This window comes from Bacteroidales bacterium MB20-C3-3 (assembly GCA_035609245.1).
In the GTDB taxonomy this organism is placed as follows: domain Bacteria; phylum Bacteroidota; class Bacteroidia; order Bacteroidales; family UBA932; genus Bact-08.
In genome coordinates, this window is the sequence record CP141202.1 from 1,015,805 (window position 1) to 1,037,274 (window position 21,470).

The following is a 21,470-nucleotide window of genomic DNA, read 5'->3' on the forward strand; positions in this document are numbered from 1 at the left end:
AAGATGATTTACAATTTGTTTGATTATTTGCAAGAATCTGTTGATTTCCCCGGCTTGGGTTTGTTTAGGTATATTTCATTCAGAGCTATATCTGCAGTAATTCTTTCTATGCTTATTGCTCTGTTTGTTGGGAAAAGGATTATAAACAAACTTGCAAAAAGGCAGATTGGCGAAAGTATCCGGGACCTGGGACTGGAGGGTCAGATGTCAAAGAAGGGAACTCCAACAATGGGGGGTATTATAATACTTGTCTCTCTTCTTATTCCTGCTGTTCTTCTGGGTGATCTTACAAATATTTATGTTCAGCTGATGATTCTTACAGCCGTATGGCTCGGCTTAATCGGATTTATGGACGACTACATAAAAGTATTTAAAAAGAATAAAGAGGGGCTGCAGGGGAAATTTAAGATATTCGGGCAGGTAGGACTTGGTCTTATAGTGGGAGTAAGCCTCTACCTGAGTGATCAGGCTGTTGTTAGGGTCCCTTCAAGTGAATTGGTAAAGGAGGCTCATGCTGAGGTAATTTCACAGGAGGGGTTTACAGACAAGGTTGAGTATTTCAAAGATGAAAAAAGCACCAAAACTACAATCCCTTTTGTGAAAGACAACGAGTTTGATTATGCCTGGCTCTCTCCGGTGAAGGGAGAAATAGGACAGAAAGTGGGCTGGGTTATCTATGTTCTAATGGTCATTTTCATTGTAACAGCTGTTTCAAATGGCACCAATTTGACAGACGGGATGGACGGGCTCACAACTGGAATATCTGCAATTGTTGGAGTAACTCTGGCAATTCTTGCCTATCTGTCAGGTAATATAATTTATGCCAATTATCTCAATATAATGTATATACCAAATACAGGAGAGCTTGTTGTGGTTCTTGCCGCGTTTATTGGCGCGCTCGTAGGCTTTTTATGGTATAACTCCTATCCTGCTCAGGTTTTTATGGGAGATACAGGCTCACTTGCAATAGGTGGTATCATTGCTGTAGCGGCAATAATGATAAGGAAGGAACTTCTGATTCCTGTTCTGTGCGGAATTTTCTTTGTAGAGAGCATCTCTGTAATAGTACAGAGGCTCTACTTCAAATATACAAGAATTAAATACGGAGAGGGCGTAAGAATTTTCAGGATGGCTCCTTTGCACCACCACTTTCAGAAAGAGGGTGTACCTGCTCTGATCCAGAGACCAAGAAGAGCACTTCCTGAGGCAAAAATTGTTGCCCGCTTCTGGATTATTGCAATAATTCTTGCTGTTTTATCAATAGTAACTTTGAAAATTAGATAGATATGTCAAAAGTAGTAGTTCTTGGCGGAGGAGAGAGTGGTGTTGGAGCAGCTGTATTAGCAATAGTTAAGGGACACGAAACATTCCTTTCTGACTGCAATATGCTGCAGGACGATGCTAAAGCAATGCTTGAGCGGTTTAACATCCCTTACGAAGAGGGCGGTCACACAAGAGAGAGGATCCTTGATGCCGATGAGGTTATTAAAAGCCCGGGGATTCCTGATACAGTGCCTATTATGGATGAAATTTTCTCTGTGGGAATTCCGGTTATTTCAGAAATAGAATTTGCAGGAAGATATGACAGCTCCAAGAAAATATGCATTACCGGAAGTAACGGCAAGACTACCACAACATCAATTATATACTTTTTAATGAAAAATGCCGGTCTTAATGTTGGTTTAGCCGGAAATATCGGTCAAAGCTATGCATTCCAGGTGGCAACGAAGAAACATGACTACTATGTACTGGAACTCAGTAGCTTCCAGCTGGAGGGTATGTATGAATTCAAGGCAGACATTGCTGTTCTGCTAAACATAACACCCGATCATCTGGACAGGTATGATAATAAAATGGAGAATTACATTAAGGCAAAATTCAGGATAACAAGAAATATGTCTTCAGATGATTGTTTCATATTCTGTGCTGATGATGAAATAAGCATATCTCACCTTAATAAAATTGTACTGCAGGCAAAGCAACTACCATTCAGCCAGACTACAGAGGTTGAGGAGGGTGCATACATGAAAGACGAACAAATGCATGTAGTTTATAACAGCGAAGAGTACACAATGTTTGTAAATGAGCTCTCTCTTCAGGGAAAACACAATATATACAACTCAATGGCTGCTGCCATCACAGGCAAAGTACTTAAAATCAGCAATAATGTACTCAGAGAGAGCCTCTCCAGTTTTAAAGGAGTTGAGCACAGGCTGGAGAATGTTCTAAAAGTAAAGAATGTACTTTATATCAATGATTCAAAAGCGACAAATGTAAACTCAACCTGGTATGCCCTTGAAAGTATGAAGACAAATATTGTATGGATAGCAGGTGGAAAAGACAAGGGAAATGATTATACTCCGCTGTACGACCTTGTAAAAGACAAAGTACGGGTTCTTATTTGTATGGGAGTTAATAATACCCGCCTTCACGAAGAGTTCGGAGAGATGGTTGATGAAATATATGATGCGGGATCTGCCAAAGAGGCTGTAGAGATAGCATACAGATGTGCTAAACCCGGAGAGAGCGTACTTCTCTCTCCTGCCTGTGCAAGTTTTGATTTGTTCAGGAATTATGAAGACAGAGGAAAACAATTCAAGGAGGCTGTAGCCTCACTTTAAAAGTTATGGGTGATACATTTGTAAAAAGGCTCAAAGGGGATAAGGTGATATGGGTAATAGTAATTGCCCTCTCCCTGATATCTATTGCAGCTGTCTATTCATCAAGCAGTTCGCTTGCGTTTAGAGAGGATAGGAGTACATTTTTCTATCTGATGAAGCAACTTAGATTTGTAATTTTGGGTCTTACTGCATTGTATATATGCTCCAGAATTCCATTGGGATGGTACAGGATGCTCTCATATATGGGCATGATTCTCAGTATTGGGCTGCTTATTGCGACAATGCTTATTGGAAGTAAAATTAACGATGCAGAGAGATGGATCACAATCTTTGGAGTCTCTTTTCAACCCAGTGAGATCGCAAAAATCACCACAATGCTCTACCTGGCTAAGGTGCTGGAAGATCACAAATTTGAGACATTCAAAGAGTTTTTAATATGGGTTGTTGCTCCTCTGGGTCTGGTACTTGTGCTGATTCTAAATGGCAGTGCATCAACTGCTCTTGTACTCGGAGGGCTCTCTTTTCTGGTTCTGATTGTAGCTGGAATAAAAAGCTCTCATCTGTTCAAGTCAGCCGGTATAGCAACTGCTCTTATTGCAGTGATTTTCCTTGCCCATATAGCATTTGGATTCTTCCCAAGGATATCAACAATGATATCCCGTGTTAAGAATTTCACCAACGAAAAGCAGATTGAAGACCACCTCTCACCTCAGGAAAAACAGCGGATTCTGGACAAAACTTTCCAGGCAGATATGGCCAAAATAGCCATTGCATCATCAAAAGGTATAGGGAAGGGTCCCGGTAAAAGCACCCAAAGATATGTCTTGCCTCACCCCTATTCAGATTTTATATATTCAATCATTGTTGAGGAGTGGGGTCTTGCAGGCGGAATAACTGTTCTGCTTTTGTATATATCTTTTCTTTACCGGTGTATTGCGATTGCACGGGGGTGCACAAAAATCTTCTCAGCCATCACGGTAATCGGCCTGGGGCTTCTTATAACATCTCAGGCAATGCTGCATATTTTGGTCAATGTCAGTATACTTCCTGTGACAGGACACACCCTGCCGTTAATCAGTCTGGGGGGAACATCCCTGATAATTATGAGCTCTGCTTTTGGAATTATTCTGGCAGTTAGCAGAAGTGTAGAAAACACCAAATGCGTTACGCCGGACCAGCCAATCACAGAACTACAAGAGGGAGAGGAGGCCCTTGAGCTATGATGAGTCCAAAAAGAATAATAATTAGCGGAGGAGGAACAGGTGGCCATATTTTTCCTGCAATATCGATAGCCAATGAGATTATTAAAAAAAGTCCTGAAAGTAAGATTCTCTTTGTTGGGGCTTTGGGGAAAATGGAGATGGAGAGAGTTCCGGAGGCTGGATATGAGATTGAAGGGCTACCTGTTGCAGGGTTGAAAAGAAAATTTTCCTTTTCGAATTTAATGTTACCATTCAAAGTAATGGAGAGTTTAAGAAGAGCGGGTAAGATACTTGACAGATTCAAACCGGATGTTGTGGTGGGAGTTGGTGGTTATGCCAGTGCTCCTCTTCTTTGGATGGCAGGAAAAAGAGGCATCCCCTATCTTATTCAGGAGCAAAACTCGTATGCAGGACTGACAAACAGAATCCTTTCAAAAAAGGCCTCTGTAATATGTACTGCTTACGAAGGGATGTCAAAGTTTTTTCCTGAAGATAAGATTTTGGTCACAGGAAATCCTGTCAGAGAGGGCATCAAACTAACAACTGCAGAACTCAAGGCTCAGGGGAAAATACATTTTGGAATAGCTCCTGAAGAGAGACTCCTTCTTGTAACGGGTGGTAGTCTTGGAGCAAGAACTCTGAATACAGCTGTTCAGGAGTGGATTAAACAAAACGAGAAGTGCCGGTTCAGAATACTATGGCAAACGGGAAAGTTTTATAAAGAGGAGATGGACAAATTCATTAATGAACACCAGAGAGATTATGTAAAACACTATGCTTTCCTGGAGAGGATGGATCTTGCAATTGCAGCAGCCGATGTTATTATAACAAGAGCGGGTGCAGGGACAATATCTGAGTTGAGTATAGCCGGTAAAGCCTGCATATTTGTCCCCTCCCCTATGGTTGCTGAAGATCATCAGACTCACAACGCTATGACATTAGTCAACAATGGAGCAGCTATGATGATTAAAGACTCTGAATCAGATGTTTATTTAATGAAAACAGCATCAGAACTTATTGAAGACAAACTAAGAATTGAGGAACTAGAGGAGAAGATTAAGCAGATGGCATATACAGATGCTTCCTCAATTATTGTGAATGAAGTATTTAAACTTGCAAAAAGAGACAAATGAAAAGAGTCTATCTTATAGGTATCGGAGGCATTGGGATGAGTGCACTGGCGCGTTATTACAAACACGCAGGATCTCTGGTAGCGGGGTATGACCGTACTCCCGGTAAAATTACTGCAGAACTTGAGAAAGAGGGAATAGACATACACTTTGAAGATAATATTGATCTTATTCCTTCAGAGATAAGATTCAATACAGATGATACTCTGGTGATATATACACCTGCCGTACCGGCGGATCTTAAAGAGCTTGTCTATTTCATAGATGGCGGATTCAGGCTTGTAAAGAGGTCACTGGCACTGGGTGAGGTAGCTGCATCAAAAAAAACTCTGGCAGTTGCCGGAACACACGGCAAGACATCTACATCTACTCTTCTTGCTCATATAGTCACATCTTCCGGGAAGGGCTGTACAGCATTCCTTGGTGGAATATCCAAAAACTACCACACTAATCTGCTCCTGTCAAAAGGGGAGTTTCTTGTGGCTGAAGCTGATGAGTTTGACAGATCATTTTTGCAATTGTGGCCTGATACTGCAATAATAACTTCAACAGATGCAGATCACCTGGATATATACAGCAATCATAAGAATATAAAAGAGGCCTTCTCAGAATTTGCATCCCAGATAAAACCAGGGGGGAATCTGATTATAAAAAACTCCCTGGAACTTGATAAGAGTCTGAATGAAGGTGTAAAGCTCTATACATACTCTTTTGACAAAGGAGGAGATTTTCATGCAGAGGATATTAAACTGCTGAGCGGTGGATACTTCAGCTTTACGCTGGTACACCCTGAAGGCAGAATAACAGATTGCAGGGTAGGCATTCCGGGCTGGGTTAATGTAGAGAACGGCATAGCAGCATCCGCTGCCGCATTACTTAATGGTATTGATGAAGAGAGCGTAAAGATTGCTCTTAATTCATTTGCAGGGGTGGAGAGGAGATTTGACATACATATAAACACCCCTTCAATAGCATATATCGATGATTATGCACACCATCCAAATGAAATATCAGCAGCAATCAGTTCAATAAGAGACATTTTCCCCGGGAGAAGACTTACAGGGATATTCCAGCCACATCTTTACACCCGAACCCGTGATTTTGCAGAAGAGTTTGCTAAAAGCCTGGACAAGCTTGATGAGCTGATTCTTATGGATATTTATCCGGCCAGGGAGCTTCCAATAGAGGGGGTAAATTCGGAAATGATACTAAATATGATGTCCCTTGAAAAGAGAAGAGTTGTAAAGAGAGAAGATTTACTGGATTATGTCAGCTCAACAGAGCCGGATATACTCATAACATTTGGTGCTGGAGATATTGACAGATTTATTGACCCGCTGACAGAGATGCTCAAAAAGAGATACAATGTTTAAAAAGATTCTCATATATACAGGATATACTCTGCTGTTAGCAGCACTCTCTGCTTACTTCTTTTTCTCGTATAAACTGGAGAAGAGCGAAAGCGACAAAGTTGTTTGCAAAAGGATTGATATTTCAATCCTGGATAGTACTGTAAACAGATTTGTAAGCAGTGAAGAGATTGGGGAGCTGATACGAGAGCAGGGAATTACCGCTGGAGAGAGCAAAATAAAACACATTAATCTGCACGAACTTGAGAATATGCTTAACAACAGAACAGCTGTAAGAGTATCTCACACAAACTATAATGGTAAAGGAATTCTGTTCGTTAAAATTGAACAAAGAAGACCGGTTTTAAGGCTCGAAACAGAGAACGGAGGGTTCTACCTGGATGATTCCGGATATATTTTCCCTCTTGTTAAGACATTTACCTCATTTGTGCCGGTTATTACAGGAAACATTCCTCTCTCAATTGTACCGGGCTACAGAGGCAGAGTTAAAGAGAACAAGGAGTGGTGTGATCAGATACTGGCTCTTGGAAAATATATTGACAAAAATGAACTGATCAATGCACAGATAGAGCAGATTGATGTTGACGAAAAGGGGGATTTATTTATAATTCCAAGAATAGGGCAGCATGAGATTGCCTTTGGAAAACCTGACAATATTGAGTCAAAATTTAAAAAATTAATGGCATTTTATGAACACATAATTCCAAATGCCGGATGGGACATGTACAGTACAATAAACCTTCAGTACACAGATCAGATTGTATGTACTAAAAGAGATATTAAAAATACCAAAACGATAAATAAAGAAAATACCTGAATATATGAAAACTTACACAGCAGCAATTGACCTGGGCACAACAAAGGTTGTGAGCCTGGTTGGAGAGAAGAGCGAATCCGGCTATAAAATTATCTCTTTTCATGAGGCACCCTCTAAGGGAATAATGAGAGGGGAAGTTGTAAATATCCAGAATGTTCTGGATTCACTGATGCCCACTCTTGATGAAATAAAGAGCGAGTGCAGCGTAGATATTAAGGAGGTGTATGTTGGAATAGCAGGTCAGCACATCAGGTGTTCAGATGAGGGTTGTAAAAGGAACAGACAGAGGCCTGATAATCTTATCACCCAGGAGGAGATTGATGAGATGAAGGAGGAGATGTACAAAACAAGAGTAAATGCAGGGGAGAAAATTCTGCATGTAATTCCACAAAGCTACAATGTTGATGACCACATTGGCCAGACAGAAGTTGTGGGTATGGTTGGCAGCCAGATAGAGGGGAACTATAAGCTTTTCATAGGAAGGACAAATTCTGCCGAACATAGTAAGTCAGTAATAAACAGAGCAAATCTTAAACTAAAGGAGCTGGTTCTGGAACCTGTCGCATCTGCCCTGGCAGTACTTTCTGAAGAGGAGATGGAGATGGGTGTTGCAATGATTGATATCGGAGGGGGAACAACTGATTTGTTGGTGATAGAAAATAATATAATCAGGCATACTGCAGTAATACCTTTTGGAGGCAACTCAATCACAGAAGACCTAAAGCAGGGGTGCGGAGTCTCCTCAAGAAATGCTGAGCAGATGAAAATACAGTATGGATCTTGTATCACCGAATATGCTCCTGATAATAAAACGGTAATTATCCCCGGCATGAACGGAGCAAACTCAAGAGAGGTATCATTTAAGGTTATTGCCAGCATAATAGAAGCGAGAGTTGCCGAGATTGTGGAAGCTGTTATGTATGAAATAGAGCGTTCAGGTTTCCAGGAAAAATTACACGCCGGCATCGTTCTCACAGGCGGCGGATCTCAACTTGCTCATATCTGTAACTATGTGAGTTACAAGACAGGATACGAGACAAGGATTGCCTCTCCAAATAATAATATTACCTTTGACTCGCCTGAGGGTGTTAACAAGCCGAGCTCATCAACAGCGGTGGGACTCCTTATATATGGCTGTGAAAAGATGAGAGAGGCGGAGAATGATTTTGCAAGTGCAAACATTATGAAAGAGACTACACTCTTTAGTGAGGAGCAGCTTGTAAGTGCAGTAGTTGAGCAAAAGCCGGCACAAAAAGCACCTCAAAAGAAACAAAAGAGAGGACGGTTTTTTGACAACTTTAAGGTTAATATTGGCACCTTCTTTGATTCAGGAGACAACGAAGCATAAGTAAAGATGAAAGATTATATACCGGTTAATTGGGAATCTAACGGCTCAATCATTAAGGTGATTGGTGTTGGGGGCGGCGGTGGAAATGCCGTTAGCCAGATGTTCCAGCAGGGCATCAAGGATGTGGATTTTATGATCTGCAATACAGACACTATGGCTCTTAAGAACAGCCCTGTCCCTGAAAAGATTCAGCTGGGCCATGACCTTGCAAAGGGTCTTGGTGCAGGGTGTGATCCTGAGAGAGGAAGAAGCGCCGCTCTTGAGTCTATTGACACAATTAAAGCATCTCTCTCCGGACAGACTGAGATGGTATTTATAACTGCAGGAATGGGAGGTGGCACCGGCACAGGAGCCGCTCCGGTAATTGCAAAACTCGCTAAAGATCTTAATCTTCTTACAGTAGGAGTTGTTACCTTGCCTTTCAGAGATGAGGGGCAGGAGTTTCTTAAGAGAGCTGTTGTGGGGATAAAGGAGCTGGAGAAATATGTAGACTCGCTTCTTATTATTGATAACCAGAAAATCTATAAGATTTTTGGAGAACTTAATATATTTGAGGCCTTCCCAAAATCAAATTCAGTTCTTAATTCAGCTGTAAAAGGTATAGCAGAAATTATTACCAGACCAGGGTTCATCAATGTTGACTTCGCAGATGTTAAGATGATTATGCAGAACAGCGGAATGGCCTTGCTTGGAACCGGCACTGCAGAGGGAGACAACAGAGCAATAAGAGCAGTTGAGGAGGCATTCTCCTCTCCTTTGCTGAATGATTATGACCTTAAAACTGCAAAGGGTGTTCTTGTAAATATAACTTCAAGCAGCAACAATGGCCTTACAATGGCGGAGCTCTCCCAGATTATGGACTACATTAAGGAGTACACAGGGGAGAATGTTCTTAAATTTAAGAGAGGCGTTGTTAACGATCCTGAAATCGGAGAGGCTATCAGCGTAACAGTAGTTGCTACAGGATTTGATATGCATTCGTTGCCTCAGATCTCAACAGAGGGGGACAAAATAGTTGAGACTGTTACATTAGGTGATTCTCTCAACAGTCAGCAACAACCGGGACAGGTTATTATTGATATCAAGAGTAATCCAAAAATACAGATTGAGCCTATTTCCAGAACTGAAAGAGCAAAACAACCAGCTGCACAATCTTCTCCTGCACCAGGGAGTGTGAAGACAAAACCGGCTCTGATACTGGCCCCGGAAGAGAATATAGTTGATCTGGAAAATCAGCCGGCATACATAAGAAGAAAGGTAATGATTAACAAGGAGGAGAAGGCCCCAATGCATCAGGAGAGACCAGATAACAGAGGGGCAGATTCAATGAGGCTTGAGGAGAGAGATGGCAAGCAACATCTTCTTTCAGACAACTCATACCTCCATCAAACACAAGACTAATAAAATGGCGGAAAGAACAAGAGTTCGTTTTGCACCAAGTCCAACAGGTCCACTGCATATAGGTGGGGTGAGGACAGCACTTTACAACTATCTCTATGCAAAACAGAGAGGCGGAGACTTTATTCTCAGAATTGAAGACACAGATTCTCAAAGATTTGTACCCGGAGCTGAGGAGTATATTATTGAGGCTCTTGCATGGTGCGGAATCTCTCCCGATGAGGGGGTAGAGAATGGGAAGATTGTTGAAAATCCATCTGAAAAACATAGTCATGCTCCTTACAGGCAATCACAAAGAAAACCTCTGTACAGGAAATATGCAGAGGAGCTGGTTGAAAAGGGTTTTGCATATTATTCATTTGACTCATCTGAGGAGCTGGATAAATTAAGAGCAGAGTGTGAATCAAGAGGAGAGACCTTTACATACAACTATCAGGTCAGGGAGAGCCTGACAACCTCATTAAGACTCTCTGCTGAGGAGACTTCAAAAAGAGTTAAAGAGGAGAATCACTGGGTCATAAGATTTAAAATGCCTGTAGACAGAGTGGTTAAAATGGTTGATATGATCAGAGGAGAGATTGAGGTGAACACCAATACACTTGACGACAAAGTGCTGTGGAAAGCCGCAGATGAACTTCCAACATATCATCTTGCCAATATTGTTGACGATCATCTTATGGAGATTACTGATGTAATCCGCGGGGAGGAGTGGCTCCCGTCACTGCCCCTGCACTATCTACTTTATGAGGCCTTTGGCTGGGATAATGAACAGCCAAAATTTGCACATCTCTCTCTTCTTCTTAAGCCGGACGGAAAAGGGAAATTGAGCAAAAGGGATGGAGACAGACTCGGCTTTCCGGTATTTCCGCTTGAGTGGACTAACAGCGAAGGGGAGAAATCGAGAGGATACAGAGAGGATGGCTACTTTCCTGAAGCATTTGTAAATCTACTTGCATTTCTTGGATGGAATCCGGGTACAGAACAAGAGATTTTTTCACTTGAAGAGTTAGCAGAGTCCTTCTCTCTGGATAGAGTAATAAAATCAGGTGCAAAATTTAATCCTGACAAAGCTCGCTGGTTTAATCAGGAGTATTTAAGAATGAGGAGTCCGGAAGAGTTAGCCGGTGCCTTCTCCGCTCATCTGTCAGAGAAGGGTATCTCCAGGAAAATGGATTATATTACCAATGTAGTATCCCTTCTTAAGGAGAGAGCTGTTTTTACTAAAGACTTCTGGGATCTTGGAGAGTATTTCTTTGTAAGGCCGGAAGAGTATGATCAAAATGTAAAAACAAAATACTGGAAAGAGGAGACCCCCGGAATCCTTAAAGAGATTTCAGGAATGCTAAACTCTCTGGATGAGTTTAACAAAGAGAACATTGAGCACACACTGCCCGTGCTTATAAAAGAGCGTGGCTGGCAAATGGGGGCAGTAATGAATACGCTAAGGCTGGCACTTGTAGGTGCTTCAAAGGGTCCCGGTGTTGCCGACATCATTTCCCTGCTGGGAAAAGAGGAGAGCATAGCCAGGATTGATAAAATTATTAAACTTTTTGCCTGATCTTTTTCTCCCAACCCCAGGCAGATCTGAAAACATCTTCAAGCGGAGTGTCGGCTTTCCAGCCGAGCACTTCGTTTGCTTTTAAAGGGTCTGCCCACACTTTTTCAATATCGCCTGCCCTTCTTCCAACAATTTTATAGGGCACCTTAACACCTGTAGCCTCCATAAATTTGTTTACCACCTCCAGAACAGAGAGACCTCTGCCTGTGCCAAGATTGAAATACTCAATCTCTCCCGGCCTTTCACTATTCTCAATAATTCTTTCTACAGCTTTTACATGTGCCTTGGCAAGGTCACATACATAAATGTAATCTCTTATACAAGTTCCGTCCGGTGTATTATAGTCATCTCCAAAGATGCTCAACTCATTTCTGACTCCAATTGCTGTCTGGGTTACGAAAGGGAGTAAATTCTGAGGAATCCCAATAGGCAACTCCCCTATCAGCGAAGATGGATGAGCTCCTATTGGGTTAAAATACCTTAATGCTATTGCCTTTAGCGCCCCCTTTGAGGCTTTAACAGTATCGGCCAGAATATCTTCACATATCTGTTTTGTTCTTCCGTAGGGTGAAGTAGCCGGCTGAAGCGGAGCACTCTCGTTTACAGGTAGATGCTGATTATCCGGCTGTCCGTATACAGTACAGGAGGATGAAAAAACAATACCTCCATCTCTTCCATCTCTCTGCAATTGCTCAAGAAGATATACAAGAGATCCAATATTGTTTCTATAATATTCCAGCGGTTTATCTACACTCTCCCCTACTGCCTTAAAGGCTGCAAAATGGATTGCAGCCGTAATATCAGGATGTTCAGTGAAGAGCTTTTCCATATCACCTCTGTCAGCGCAGTCAAGCTCCATAAAAGGGTGTCTTTTCCCTGTGATTCTCTCTAATCTGGCAAGTACATCTGCAGATGAGTTGGAGAAGTTATCAACTATTACAACACTATATCCTGCTGCATCAAGTTCAACAACAGTATGAGCACCAATATAACCGGTTCCTCCCGTAACAAGTATCTTTATTTTATCCATTATTGTCTGCAAAAGAAGTTTTTAATACTATCTGCTATATATTTAATAACCGGGGATTTAAGCTCTGTATGCATCGGAAGAGATAGAACCTCCCCGGACAATCTTTCAGCCACCGCAAGATCACATCGGATTGCAACCCTCTCTGCAAAAGCCGGCTGATGATGGATTGGAAAAGGGTAGTATATCATTGTTGGAATCCCTTGTCTCATAAGGTGTTCCTTTAGCTCATCTCTTCTGCTGCACCTTATGGTAAACTGGTGATATACATGAGTTGAGTAGGGCATCTCTTTGGGTATGACTATCTCTTCAACTCCATTAAGTAATTCACAATATGCCTTTGCAGCCATATTTCTTGATGATGAATACTCATCAAGTTTTGAAAGCTTTACCTTAAGTATTGCGGCCTGAATCGTATCAAGTCTGGAATTACAGCCAACCACATCATGCCTGTATTTAATCCTCTGACCATGATTAGCAATCATTTTTAACCTCTCTGCAATCTCCTGATTCTGTGTAAACATAGCCCCTCCATCTCCGTAGCATCCAAGATTCTTAGATGGGAAGAAGGATGTACACCCAATATCCCCAATAGTTCCACAATTAATTCTCTCTCCCTCATCTGTCAGAAATTTTGAGCCAATTGCCTGGGCGTTATCCTCAATAACCTTCAATCCATATCTTTTTGCCATCTCCATGACTTTTGCCATCTCTGCGGATTGACCAAAAAGATGAACGGGCATAATAGCTTTGGTTTTTTCAGAGATAACCTGTGGTATCTGAGAGGTATCTAAATTAAAATTGTCCGGATGAACATCAACAAGTACAGGAGTGAGGCCGAGAAGGGCTACTACCTCAGCAGTAGCGGCGTATGTAAATGCAGGTATAATCACCTCGTCCCCTCTTTCCAAGCCAAGCGACATAAGAGCAATCTGCAAAGCATCCGTACCATTTGCACAAGTGACTACAAACTTTGAAGAGAGATATTCAGAAAGAGCTGTTGCAAATTCAGAGACCTGGCGACCACCAATGAACTGAGTCTCTTTCAAAACATTTTCTATCTCCAGATCAATCTCCTCTTTTATCTTTATGTATTGACCCTTAAGGTCAAGCATCTCTATTTTCATAATGGTACAAATGTAATAATTTAAAATGCTAACTTTGCCCGCGAAAAAATAGAATTTATGAAAATAGGTATTGCTTCTGACCACGCAGGATACGAACTTAAAGAGATTTTAAAAGAAGAGCTGACAATATTGGGCTACCAGACTGAAGACTTTGGAACTAACTCTCCGGCGAGTATGGACTACCCGGATGTAGCTCACCCTCTTGCAAAAGCTGTTGAAAATGGAGATCTGCCACTGGGAATTGCAATTTGTGGTTCAGGGAATGGTATAAGTATGACAGTTAACAAATACCCGGGTATAAGAGCCGCTCTATGCTGGAACGAAGAGCTGGCAAAACTTGCAAGAAATCACAACAATGCAAACATCCTTTCACTTCCGGCAAGATTTATTACTCATCAAGAGGCAATAGCAATTCTTAAATCTTTTCTTGCAGCATCATTTGAAGGAGGAAGACACGAAACCAGAATTAACAAAATTCCCTGCAGATGAAAAGTCAGGAGAATTTTCACATACTTGACAAAAGAAATATTAGTATAAAACTTTCAAGAAACCTGGAGGATTATCCCGGAGGTATTGTTCTTGTCCTTGATAAACCTTTGAAATGGACATCGGCAGATGCTGTAAGGAAATTAAAATTCAGACTCCAGCGATTTTTCAACCAGAAAAATATTAAGGTAGGGCATGCAGGCACTCTCGATCCGCTGGCAACAGGAATTCTCCTTATTTGCATCGGGAAAGCAACGAGAGCAGCAGAAACTCTTCAGTCAGAAGAGAAGGAATATATAGCTGATATATGTTTTGGAGCAACTACTCCATCCTATGATCTTGAGAAAGAGATTGACGCCACTTTTCCATTTGACCATATAGATCAGGAACTGGTTGAATCTCTGCTTGAAAATCTCAAAGGAGAGATTGATCAGATACCCCCTATTTTCTCTGCAAAACTTATTGATGGCCAAAGGGCATATGATATTGCACGAGCAGGAAAAGATGCAGAGATGAAGCCTGCCAGGATAAAAATTCATGAACTGGAGGTGATATCATTTAACAAACCTCTTCTTAAGATTGCGATAAGCTGCAGCAAGGGTACATACATCAGGTCATTTGCCAGAGATATCGGAGTTGCTGCGGGAAGTGGTGCACACCTTACCGCTCTTGTAAGAAGTGCATCCGGACCTTTTAGAATTGAAAATGCACTTAACATGGACGAAGCTGAAAGAATTTTTGAAATTTTATAATTTTCTATCAATTTTTGAAACTTTTTTTAAAATAATCCGTATAAGAAAGAGTCGTCAACTTTTTTTTATACAATTATGAAATTATCCCAGTTTAATTACAACCTTCCGGCAGAAGCAATTGCCAAATACCCTTCAAAATACAGAGACGAGTCCAAACTATTGGTAATGCACAGAAAGACAGGAGAGATAGAGCATACTACCTTTAAAGAGATTCTAAAATACACAGATGAGAATGATGTATTTGTCTTTAACAACACCAAGGTTTTTCCGGCAAGGTTATATGGAAATAAGGAGAAAACAGGGGCCGAGATTGAAGTATTCCTTCTGAGAGAATTAAACAGTGACCAGAAATTGTGGGATGTTCTTGTTGATCCTGCAAGAAAAATCAGAATCGGAAACAAGCTCTACTTTGGAGAGAATGACAGCCTGGTGGCAGAGGTTATTGACAATACAACCTCCAGAGGACGCACATTAAGATTTCTTTTTGATGGCACTCACGAGGAGTTTAAATCTACACTCTTTAGAATGGGTGAAATGCCTATTCCCAAATGGATAAGAGCTAAAGCTGAGAGCGTAGATTCCGAAAGATATCAGACAATTTACGCAGAGAACGAGGGGGCAGTTGCTGCTCCCGCTGCAGGGCTTCACTTTAGCAGAGAACTCATTAAAAGGATGGAGATAAAAGGTGTTAATACAACAAGTATTACTCTTCATATGGGGTTAGGGAACTTCAGAACTGTTGATGTTGAAGACTTAAGCAAGCATAAGATGGACTCTGAGCAGATGGTAATTTCTGAACAGGCTGCAAATGATATAAACAGCGCAAGAGAAAACGGGAAAAAGGTATTTGCAGTTGGAGTTACGGTTCTGAGAGCAGTTGAAACATCCGTTACAACACAAAACAGAATTAAGCCGTTTAACGGATGGACAAATAAATTTATTTTTCCTCCTCATAATTTTGCCGTTCCTGATGCTCTCATTTCCAACTTCCACCTGCCTCAGTCAACAATGCTTATGACTGTTGCAGCGTTTGGAGGATATGACAATGTTATGAAGGCATACAATGTAGCGCTGAAGGAGGGTTACAGATTTGGCACATACGGCGATGCAATGCTGATAATATAAGGTATACCTTATAAGGGAACTTTTCTTTCCAATCATTTATAAAAATTATCTCTTTCCTTAAAGAAAGACAATTTCATCGGGATAACTAACTCTAACTTTATAAAAAAAGTTGAGAATGTATCCCGATGAAATTATTTATGCAATTGCTCTAAGTTCAATTTTTAGGTACAAGGTTGAGATGCCAAGAAAGATTATTGACACATTTGGCTCAGCCGCCTCTCTGTTTACAATGAACAAAGATGAGCTGGAGGACTTATTCGGAAGGGGGAGCAGATATGCAGGGGAGATTATAACAGGCAAAGAGCTTGATAGCGCAGAAAAAGAGGTGTGCTGGTGCAAAGAGAAGGGGATAAAAATTCACCTGCTTGGATGCCATAACTATCCTGAACAACTACTATCCTGCCAGGATGCCCCAGTTGTTTTCTATTCAATAGGTACCGCAAATATCAGCAGTGATAAAATCATTGCTGTAGTTGGGACCAGAGAGGCTTCTGCAAGAGGGACAGAGGAGTGTAGGATGGTTGTAAAGGGGCTTTCAGAGAGCGGACTATCCCCTGTTATTGCGAGCGGACTGGCTTACGGTATTGATATTACAGCTCACAAAAGCGCTCTTGAATTCAATCTTGAAACAATAGCAGTTCTCGCAAATCCTCTGGATAGAATCTATCCCAGGGCTCATACCTCATATGCCAGGGCAATAATAAAAAATGGAGCTCTGGTCACTGAATTCCCAAGGGGAAGCATAGACTTTAAAATAAATTTTGTACAGAGAAACAGATTGATTGCCGGATTATCAAAAGCCACAATAGTAGTTGAATCAAGAAAAAAGGGGGGTGCTCTTACCACAGCTGAACTTGCAGATTCATATTCCCGTGAAGTCTTTGCCCTTCCCGGAAGAATAACGGATATAAGATCTGAAGGATGCAACAAACTTATTGCAAATAATGAAGCTACTATTTACACAGGGACTGAAGCTCTTCTCTCAGCTCTGAACTGGCATAGTAAAAATTCTATCAAGGGAGAAAGTACGGGATACCTCTTTTATAACGGAGATCCCGTTAAAGAAAAAATATTAGTAGCTTTGAAACTTAATCCCGGCATATCCCTGGACGAACTTTGCCATATTACTGCTATTTCTGTTAAGGATCTGACAGCTGCCATGCTGGAGCTGGAGATAGATGGATTTGTCGTTCAGACAGCCGGGAGGAGATTTTTAGCCAAATAAATCATCTTAATTGAATGTTTAAATTAATAGATACCCATACTCACCTATATGACGAGGCTTTTTTACCGGACTGCCAAGAGGTTGTTGAGAGGGCCAGGGAGGTGGGTATAAAAGCCTGTGTGCTTCCGGCAATTGATAAAGAGGCTCACAAATATTTACTCGACTGTGAGGCAAAGTTTAAAGGATATGCATTTGCGGCTTCAGGCCTGCATCCTACATCAGTAAACAGCAACTGGAGAGAAGAACTTGAGTATGTTTTTAAAGAGACATCATTAAGAGATTATATTGCCATTGGCGAAATAGGTATGGACGGGTACTGGTCCAGAGAATTTATGGAGGAGCAGGCTATTGTGTTTCAGGAGCAACTTAACCTGGCCTCTTCACTTAATCTCCCTGTAATTATACACTCAAGGGACTCCTATAATGAAATTTTTAAGGTTCTTGAAAATTGCAAAAATCTTAATTTAAAGGGGGTCTTTCATGCATTTTCAGGGAGCAGGGAGATATTCAGCCGAATCAGAAAATATGGGGATTTTAAAGCAGGTATAGGGGGAGTTATTACATACAAAAATTCGCATATCGCCAATACTGTAAAAGAGATAGGGCTGGAGAACATAATTCTTGAAACTGACTCACCTTGGTTAACTCCTGTTCCTCACAGAGGAAAAAGAAATGAACCCTCTTATATCAGGATTGTCGCCGATAAACTTGCTGAGATTTTCAATCTTCCGGTGGAAGAAATTGCTTCAATTACATCAAATAGTGCGACAAATTTATTTAACTTGCAATAAGAAAACCCTATCCGATGAATTCTTCAATACTTTTAATCTATACAGGTGGCACGATTGGGATGAAACAGGATCCTGCAACAGGAGCCCTCAAGCCATTTAATTTTAATCAGATTTTGCAAGAGGTCCCTGAATTAAGAAAATTCGGATGCAAAATTGACACCTTTTCCTTTGAACCGCCTATTGACTCTTCCGATGTTCAGGTAGGATTTTGGATAGAGATAGCAGAGCTAATTGAGCAAAATTATCATAACTATGATGGTTTTGTAGTACTCCACGGCACAGACACAATGTCCTATTCCGCATCTGCTCTGAGTTTTATGCTGGAGAACCTCACTAAGCCTGTTATATTTACCGGAAGCCAGCTTCCGATAGGTATGCTAAGAACTGACGGCAAAGAGAATCTGATATCATCAATAGAGATTGCAGCTGCCAGGGATAATAATGGAAAGGCTATTGTACCTGAAGTATGTGTTTACTTTGAAAGTCAACTTTACAGAGGAAACAGAACAACAAAATACAATGCAGAAAATTTCAGGGCATTCAGATCCGCAAACTTTCCGGTACTGGCAGATATCGGCATACATATAAGATACAACGACTCCCTGATTATCAGGTCTCCGGAGGAGAACCAATTTAAAATACACACAAATCTTGATACATCTGTTGCAATTCTAAAAATTTTCCCGGGGATCACTGAGGAATTTATAAAATCATTCCTTTCAATAAAAAACATTAAGGCAATAATTCTGGAAACTTACGGTTCAGGAAATGCACCCACATCTGAATGGTTTATTAATGCTCTTAAAGAGGCTATTAACAGAGAAATTATAATTCTTAATGTCACTCAGTGTCACGCAGGTAAGGTAGATATGGAGGCATATTCAACAGGGATAATATTAAAAGAGATTGGGGTCGTCAGCGGATATGACAGCACCACAGAGGCGGCTCTGACAAAATTATTTTTTTTACTTGGGCAGGAAAATGAAATTCAGAATGTTAAAAAGAGACTATCGGAAAATTTGCGGGGGGAAATTACAATCAATTAGCGCGAATTAAAAAATTCTTTTTAAATTGCACGATATTTGGCGATAATAGAAAACAAATAACTATTTAAAATACATTGTTTAATACTTTAATCATTCAAAAATTTATGAAAAAACTTTTCATGTTTTTGGCAGTAGTTGGCTTCATGACCATTTCTGCACAGTACCTTGCTGCTCAAACTCCGGAGGAGACAGCCGCTCCAGCCGCAACTGAGACTGTTGATCAGTCTGGAACAGTTCAGCAGGAGATTCCGATTCACCAGCAACTTAAGGCTAAGTTCATTGAGGGGGGCGCAGGATTTATGGCTTCCATTCTTATCGTTCTTATTTTAGGTCTTGCAATTGCCATCGAAAGAATTATTTATCTGAACATGGCTACAACCAATACAGAAAAACTTTTAAAAGAAATTGAAGAGGCTTTTGCAACAGGTGGTGTTGAGGCTGCTAAAGAGGTTTGCCGTAATACAAAAGGTCCGGTTGCTTCAATTTTCTATCAAGGTATCTCTCGTATGGACGAGGGTGTTGAGGTTGTTGAAAAATCAGTTGTTTCATATGGTGGAGTTCAAATGAGCCAGATGGAAAGTGGTCTTACCTGGATCTCTCTTTTCATTGCAACAGCTCCTATGCTTGGCTTCCTTGGAACAGTTATCGGTCTTATCCAGGCTTTCGACTCTATTGAGGCAGCCGGTGATATCTCCCCTAACGTTGTTGCCGGTGGTATGAAAGTGGCTTTGATCACAACTGTAGGTGGTCTGGTAGTAGGTATTATTCTTCAGATTCTGTATAACTACATTGTGTCTAAGATCGACTCAATCGTAATCTCTATGGAAGATGCCTCTATCTCACTTATTGATATCCTGGTAAAAGCTAAAAAATAACAACTATGTCAAAATTTACTAAATATTTACTATATATACTGTTTGCAGTATCATTAGTATTTATCATAGGCTTCTTTGTCAATCAGGATGCAATGCTGGATTCTTTCCTGTATTACACATACGCCCTGGTTGCAATAGCATTGGTGGCAGCGTTCATACTTCCTATGATCAAGCTGTTCAGCAATCCTAAGGGGCTTAAGAAGATGCTTATGTTCCTGTTAATTGCAGTTGTATTAATAGGAGTCTCCTACGCTCTTGCGTCAAGTGAGCCTCTTGTTGTTAAAACAAATATTGAGGCTTCTGAGAATGCACTTAGACTCACAGATGCAGGCCTCATACTAACTTACATCCTTTCAGCATTTGCATTCCTTGCAATTCTGCTTGGTGGCGTTGTAAAAATGGTTAGAAACCGCTAATAAGTAACAGATTAATAAAAAATAAAGATATGGCTAGACCAGCACAGCAATTACCGTCATCTTCACTGGCTGATATTGCCTTCATGGTTCTCATATTCTTTCTGTTGGTATCAACAATGGATCAGGAGATGGGTCTGCAGCGTCGTCTGCCACCTATGCCGGATCCAAACCAGAAGACAGACGATGTTCAGATAAAACGTCGTAATATTATGGTTGTTAGAATCAACGACGCAGACCGTCTGCTTGCAGGGGGTGTGCCGATGGATGTGAGCATGCTAAAGGAAAAGGCTAAGGAGTTCCTTCTTAATCCGATGAATGATGAGAATCTTCCGGAAAAAGAGGACAAGGTGATAGAGGGTTTTGGCTCTTATCCGATCTCAAAAGGCGTTATCTCGTTACAAAATACCCGCGGTACTAGTTACAATGCATATTTAAAAGTTCAGAACGAACTTGTAAAAGCAGTTAACGAAATCCGTGATGAGTTTGCACTGGCTAACTTCGGCAAAATTTATTTGAAACTGGATGAAGACAGGCAGAGAATAGTAAGAGATGCAATTCCTCAGAATATTTCGGAGGCAGATCCAAAAGATACAGGTAGGAAATAATAAAAAATAACAAAGAACAATGGCAAAATTTTCAAGAAAAGGTAAGGGAGGTACACCAGAACTTAGTACCTCATCTCTTGCGGACATTGTGTTCATGATTCTGTTGTTTTTTATGGTTACCACCAGTATGAGACAAACAGAAAGAATGGTTGCTATAAAGATGCCGGCGGCTTCTGAAATAGCAAAACTTGAAAGAAAAGACTTGGCTGCATATATTTATGTAGGTTCACCTATGCCTCATTTACAGGCACAGTTTGGAACGGACTCAAGAATTCAGCTAAACGACTCTTTCAAATCAGTTGACGATATCCGCGACTTCATTGCTGCAGAGCGTGAAACATTAAGCGAAGCAGACCGTCAGTTTATGACAATTTCTATCAAAGCAGACGAGAATGTTCGTATGGGTATTATTACAGACATTAAACAAGAGTTAAGAAGAACTTCTGCTCTTAAGATAATGTATGCAGCCAGAAAGGCTACGCCTTCTGGAATGTAATACCGGTAGAAACAAAGGAGGGAGAGGGTGTCTTTTAAACAAAAGGACACCCTCT

Annotated in this window: 21 protein-coding genes; 19 read left to right on the forward strand and 2 right to left on the reverse strand. The window is 40.9% G+C overall.

Going from position 1 to position 21,470, the window contains the following annotated elements; translation table 11 throughout:
• Nucleotides 1–3: 3 nt before the first annotated feature.
• The 9 genes from mraY to gltX are packed head-to-tail and all read left to right on the forward strand — an operon-like array spanning nt 4 to nt 11,444.
• Entirely contained in the window at nt 4–1,284 is a 1,281-nt protein-coding gene (gene mraY, locus U5907_04610) for a phospho-N-acetylmuramoyl-pentapeptide-transferase (protein WRQ33930.1), read from the forward strand.
• A gap of 2 nt (nt 1,285–1,286) precedes the next feature.
• Nucleotides 1,287–2,621, forward strand: a complete 1,335-nt coding sequence (murD, locus tag U5907_04615) for a UDP-N-acetylmuramoyl-L-alanine--D-glutamate ligase (protein ID WRQ33931.1) — start codon at nt 1,287–1,289, stop codon at nt 2,619–2,621.
• Between the two features lie 5 nt (nt 2,622–2,626).
• Nucleotides 2,627–3,844: an FtsW/RodA/SpoVE family cell cycle protein gene (locus tag U5907_04620; protein ID WRQ33932.1), complete on the forward strand. Its 1,218-nt coding sequence runs from the start codon at nt 2,627–2,629 to the stop codon at nt 3,842–3,844.
• Nucleotides 3,841–4,956, forward strand: coding sequence for an undecaprenyldiphospho-muramoylpentapeptide beta-N-acetylglucosaminyltransferase (gene murG / locus U5907_04625; GenBank protein WRQ33933.1), 1,116 nt, complete (start codon nt 3,841–3,843; stop codon nt 4,954–4,956). Before U5907_04620 ends, murG begins: the two co-directional genes overlap by 4 nt.
• Nucleotides 4,953–6,326 (forward strand): UDP-N-acetylmuramate--L-alanine ligase, encoded by a 1,374-nt coding sequence (gene murC, locus U5907_04630; protein ID WRQ33934.1) that lies wholly within the window; start codon nt 4,953–4,955, stop codon nt 6,324–6,326. The genes murG and murC overlap by 4 nt, the downstream gene beginning before the upstream one ends.
• Complete coding sequence (locus U5907_04635; GenBank protein WRQ33935.1) at nt 6,319–7,140, forward strand: hypothetical protein; 822 nt, start codon at nt 6,319–6,321, stop codon at nt 7,138–7,140. Before murC ends, U5907_04635 begins: the two co-directional genes overlap by 8 nt.
• Nucleotides 7,141–7,144: 4 nt before the next feature.
• Nucleotides 7,145–8,488: a cell division protein FtsA gene (ftsA, locus tag U5907_04640; protein ID WRQ33936.1), complete on the forward strand. Its 1,344-nt coding sequence runs from the start codon at nt 7,145–7,147 to the stop codon at nt 8,486–8,488.
• A gap of 6 nt (nt 8,489–8,494) precedes the next feature.
• Nucleotides 8,495–9,889, forward strand: coding sequence for a cell division protein FtsZ (ftsZ, locus tag U5907_04645; GenBank protein WRQ33937.1), 1,395 nt, complete (start codon nt 8,495–8,497; stop codon nt 9,887–9,889).
• 4 nt (nt 9,890–9,893) lie between these two features.
• Nucleotides 9,894–11,444 carry a glutamate--tRNA ligase gene (gene gltX / locus U5907_04650; protein WRQ33938.1) on the forward strand — a complete coding sequence of 517 codons (1,551 nt, stop codon included), beginning with the start codon at nt 9,894–9,896 and terminating at the stop codon, nt 11,442–11,444.
• On the opposite strand, the gene galE is transcribed toward gltX, so the two are convergent.
• Nucleotides 11,428–12,474, reverse strand: coding sequence for a UDP-glucose 4-epimerase GalE (gene galE / locus U5907_04655; GenBank protein WRQ33939.1), 1,047 nt, complete (start codon nt 12,472–12,474; stop codon nt 11,428–11,430). The two genes, gltX and galE, sit on opposite strands and share 17 nt — an antisense overlap.
• The gene (locus U5907_04660) at nt 12,474–13,598 is read right to left on the reverse strand and encodes a DegT/DnrJ/EryC1/StrS family aminotransferase (GenBank protein WRQ33940.1); all 1,125 of its coding nucleotides are present in this window, start codon (nt 13,596–13,598) and stop codon (nt 12,474–12,476) included. Before U5907_04660 ends, galE begins: the two co-directional genes overlap by 1 nt.
• A gap of 57 nt (nt 13,599–13,655) precedes the next feature.
• On the opposite strand from U5907_04660, the gene rpiB reads away from it, so the two are divergent.
• From rpiB to U5907_04710, 10 genes are all read left to right on the forward strand, one after another.
• Nucleotides 13,656–14,087, forward strand: coding sequence for a ribose 5-phosphate isomerase B (gene rpiB / locus U5907_04665; GenBank protein ID WRQ33941.1), 432 nt, complete (start codon nt 13,656–13,658; stop codon nt 14,085–14,087).
• Nucleotides 14,084–14,836 (forward strand): tRNA pseudouridine(55) synthase TruB, encoded by a 753-nt coding sequence (gene truB / locus U5907_04670; GenBank protein WRQ33942.1) that lies wholly within the window; start codon nt 14,084–14,086, stop codon nt 14,834–14,836. Before rpiB ends, truB begins: the two co-directional genes overlap by 4 nt.
• A gap of 75 nt (nt 14,837–14,911) precedes the next feature.
• Nucleotides 14,912–15,961: a tRNA preQ1(34) S-adenosylmethionine ribosyltransferase-isomerase QueA gene (queA, locus tag U5907_04675; protein ID WRQ33943.1), complete on the forward strand. Its 1,050-nt coding sequence runs from the start codon at nt 14,912–14,914 to the stop codon at nt 15,959–15,961.
• Between the two features lie 115 nt (nt 15,962–16,076).
• Nucleotides 16,077–17,186 (forward strand): DNA-processing protein DprA, encoded by a 1,110-nt coding sequence (dprA, locus tag U5907_04680; GenBank protein WRQ33944.1) that lies wholly within the window; start codon nt 16,077–16,079, stop codon nt 17,184–17,186.
• 14 nt (nt 17,187–17,200) lie between these two features.
• The gene (locus U5907_04685; protein ID WRQ33945.1) at nt 17,201–17,977 is read left to right on the forward strand and encodes a TatD family hydrolase; all 777 of its coding nucleotides are present in this window, start codon (nt 17,201–17,203) and stop codon (nt 17,975–17,977) included.
• Nucleotides 17,978–17,991: 14 nt separating this feature from the next.
• Complete coding sequence (locus U5907_04690; protein WRQ33946.1) at nt 17,992–19,023, forward strand: type I asparaginase; 1,032 nt, start codon at nt 17,992–17,994, stop codon at nt 19,021–19,023.
• Nucleotides 19,024–19,127: 104 nt separating this feature from the next.
• Nucleotides 19,128–19,898 (forward strand): MotA/TolQ/ExbB proton channel family protein, encoded by a 771-nt coding sequence (locus tag U5907_04695; GenBank protein WRQ33947.1) that lies wholly within the window; start codon nt 19,128–19,130, stop codon nt 19,896–19,898.
• Nucleotides 19,899–19,903: 5 nt separating this feature from the next.
• Complete coding sequence (locus tag U5907_04700) at nt 19,904–20,314, forward strand: hypothetical protein (protein ID WRQ33948.1); 411 nt, start codon at nt 19,904–19,906, stop codon at nt 20,312–20,314.
• Between the two features lie 29 nt (nt 20,315–20,343).
• Nucleotides 20,344–20,919 (forward strand): biopolymer transporter ExbD, encoded by a 576-nt coding sequence (locus tag U5907_04705; protein ID WRQ33949.1) that lies wholly within the window; start codon nt 20,344–20,346, stop codon nt 20,917–20,919.
• Nucleotides 20,920–20,938: 19 nt separating this feature from the next.
• A complete protein-coding gene (locus U5907_04710; GenBank protein ID WRQ33950.1) occupies nt 20,939–21,415 on the forward strand; it encodes a biopolymer transporter ExbD in 477 nt (158 codons plus the stop codon).
• Nucleotides 21,416–21,470: the final 55 nt, after the last annotated feature.

Coding starts and splice junctions, on each gene's coding strand:
- queA (WRQ33943.1), top strand. CDS start 14,912: ATGAAATTATCCCAGTTTAATTACAACCTTCCGGCAGAAGCAATTGCC.
- U5907_04700 (WRQ33948.1), top strand. CDS start 19,904: ATGTCAAAATTTACTAAATATTTACTATATATACTGTTTGCAGTATCA.
- U5907_04685 (WRQ33945.1), top strand. CDS start 17,201: ATGTTTAAATTAATAGATACCCATACTCACCTATATGACGAGGCTTTT.
- ftsZ (WRQ33937.1), top strand. CDS start 8,495: ATGAAAGATTATATACCGGTTAATTGGGAATCTAACGGCTCAATCATT.
- murG (WRQ33933.1), top strand. CDS start 3,841: ATGATGAGTCCAAAAAGAATAATAATTAGCGGAGGAGGAACAGGTGGC.
- gltX (WRQ33938.1), top strand. CDS start 9,894: ATGGCGGAAAGAACAAGAGTTCGTTTTGCACCAAGTCCAACAGGTCCA.
- U5907_04620 (WRQ33932.1), top strand. CDS start 2,627: ATGGGTGATACATTTGTAAAAAGGCTCAAAGGGGATAAGGTGATATGG.
- dprA (WRQ33944.1), top strand. CDS start 16,077: ATGTATCCCGATGAAATTATTTATGCAATTGCTCTAAGTTCAATTTTT.
- ftsA (WRQ33936.1), top strand. CDS start 7,145: ATGAAAACTTACACAGCAGCAATTGACCTGGGCACAACAAAGGTTGTG.
- rpiB (WRQ33941.1), top strand. CDS start 13,656: ATGAAAATAGGTATTGCTTCTGACCACGCAGGATACGAACTTAAAGAG.
- truB (WRQ33942.1), top strand. CDS start 14,084: ATGAAAAGTCAGGAGAATTTTCACATACTTGACAAAAGAAATATTAGT.
- mraY (WRQ33930.1), top strand. CDS start 4: ATGATTTACAATTTGTTTGATTATTTGCAAGAATCTGTTGATTTCCCC.
- U5907_04705 (WRQ33949.1), top strand. CDS start 20,344: ATGGCTAGACCAGCACAGCAATTACCGTCATCTTCACTGGCTGATATT.
- murC (WRQ33934.1), top strand. CDS start 4,953: ATGAAAAGAGTCTATCTTATAGGTATCGGAGGCATTGGGATGAGTGCA.
- U5907_04710 (WRQ33950.1), top strand. CDS start 20,939: ATGGCAAAATTTTCAAGAAAAGGTAAGGGAGGTACACCAGAACTTAGT.
- U5907_04690 (WRQ33946.1), top strand. CDS start 17,992: ATGAATTCTTCAATACTTTTAATCTATACAGGTGGCACGATTGGGATG.
- galE (WRQ33939.1), bottom strand. CDS start 12,474: ATGGATAAAATAAAGATACTTGTTACGGGAGGAACCGGTTATATTGGT.
- murD (WRQ33931.1), top strand. CDS start 1,287: ATGTCAAAAGTAGTAGTTCTTGGCGGAGGAGAGAGTGGTGTTGGAGCA.
- U5907_04695 (WRQ33947.1), top strand. CDS start 19,128: ATGAAAAAACTTTTCATGTTTTTGGCAGTAGTTGGCTTCATGACCATT.
- U5907_04635 (WRQ33935.1), top strand. CDS start 6,319: ATGTTTAAAAAGATTCTCATATATACAGGATATACTCTGCTGTTAGCA.
- U5907_04660 (WRQ33940.1), bottom strand. CDS start 13,598: ATGAAAATAGAGATGCTTGACCTTAAGGGTCAATACATAAAGATAAAA.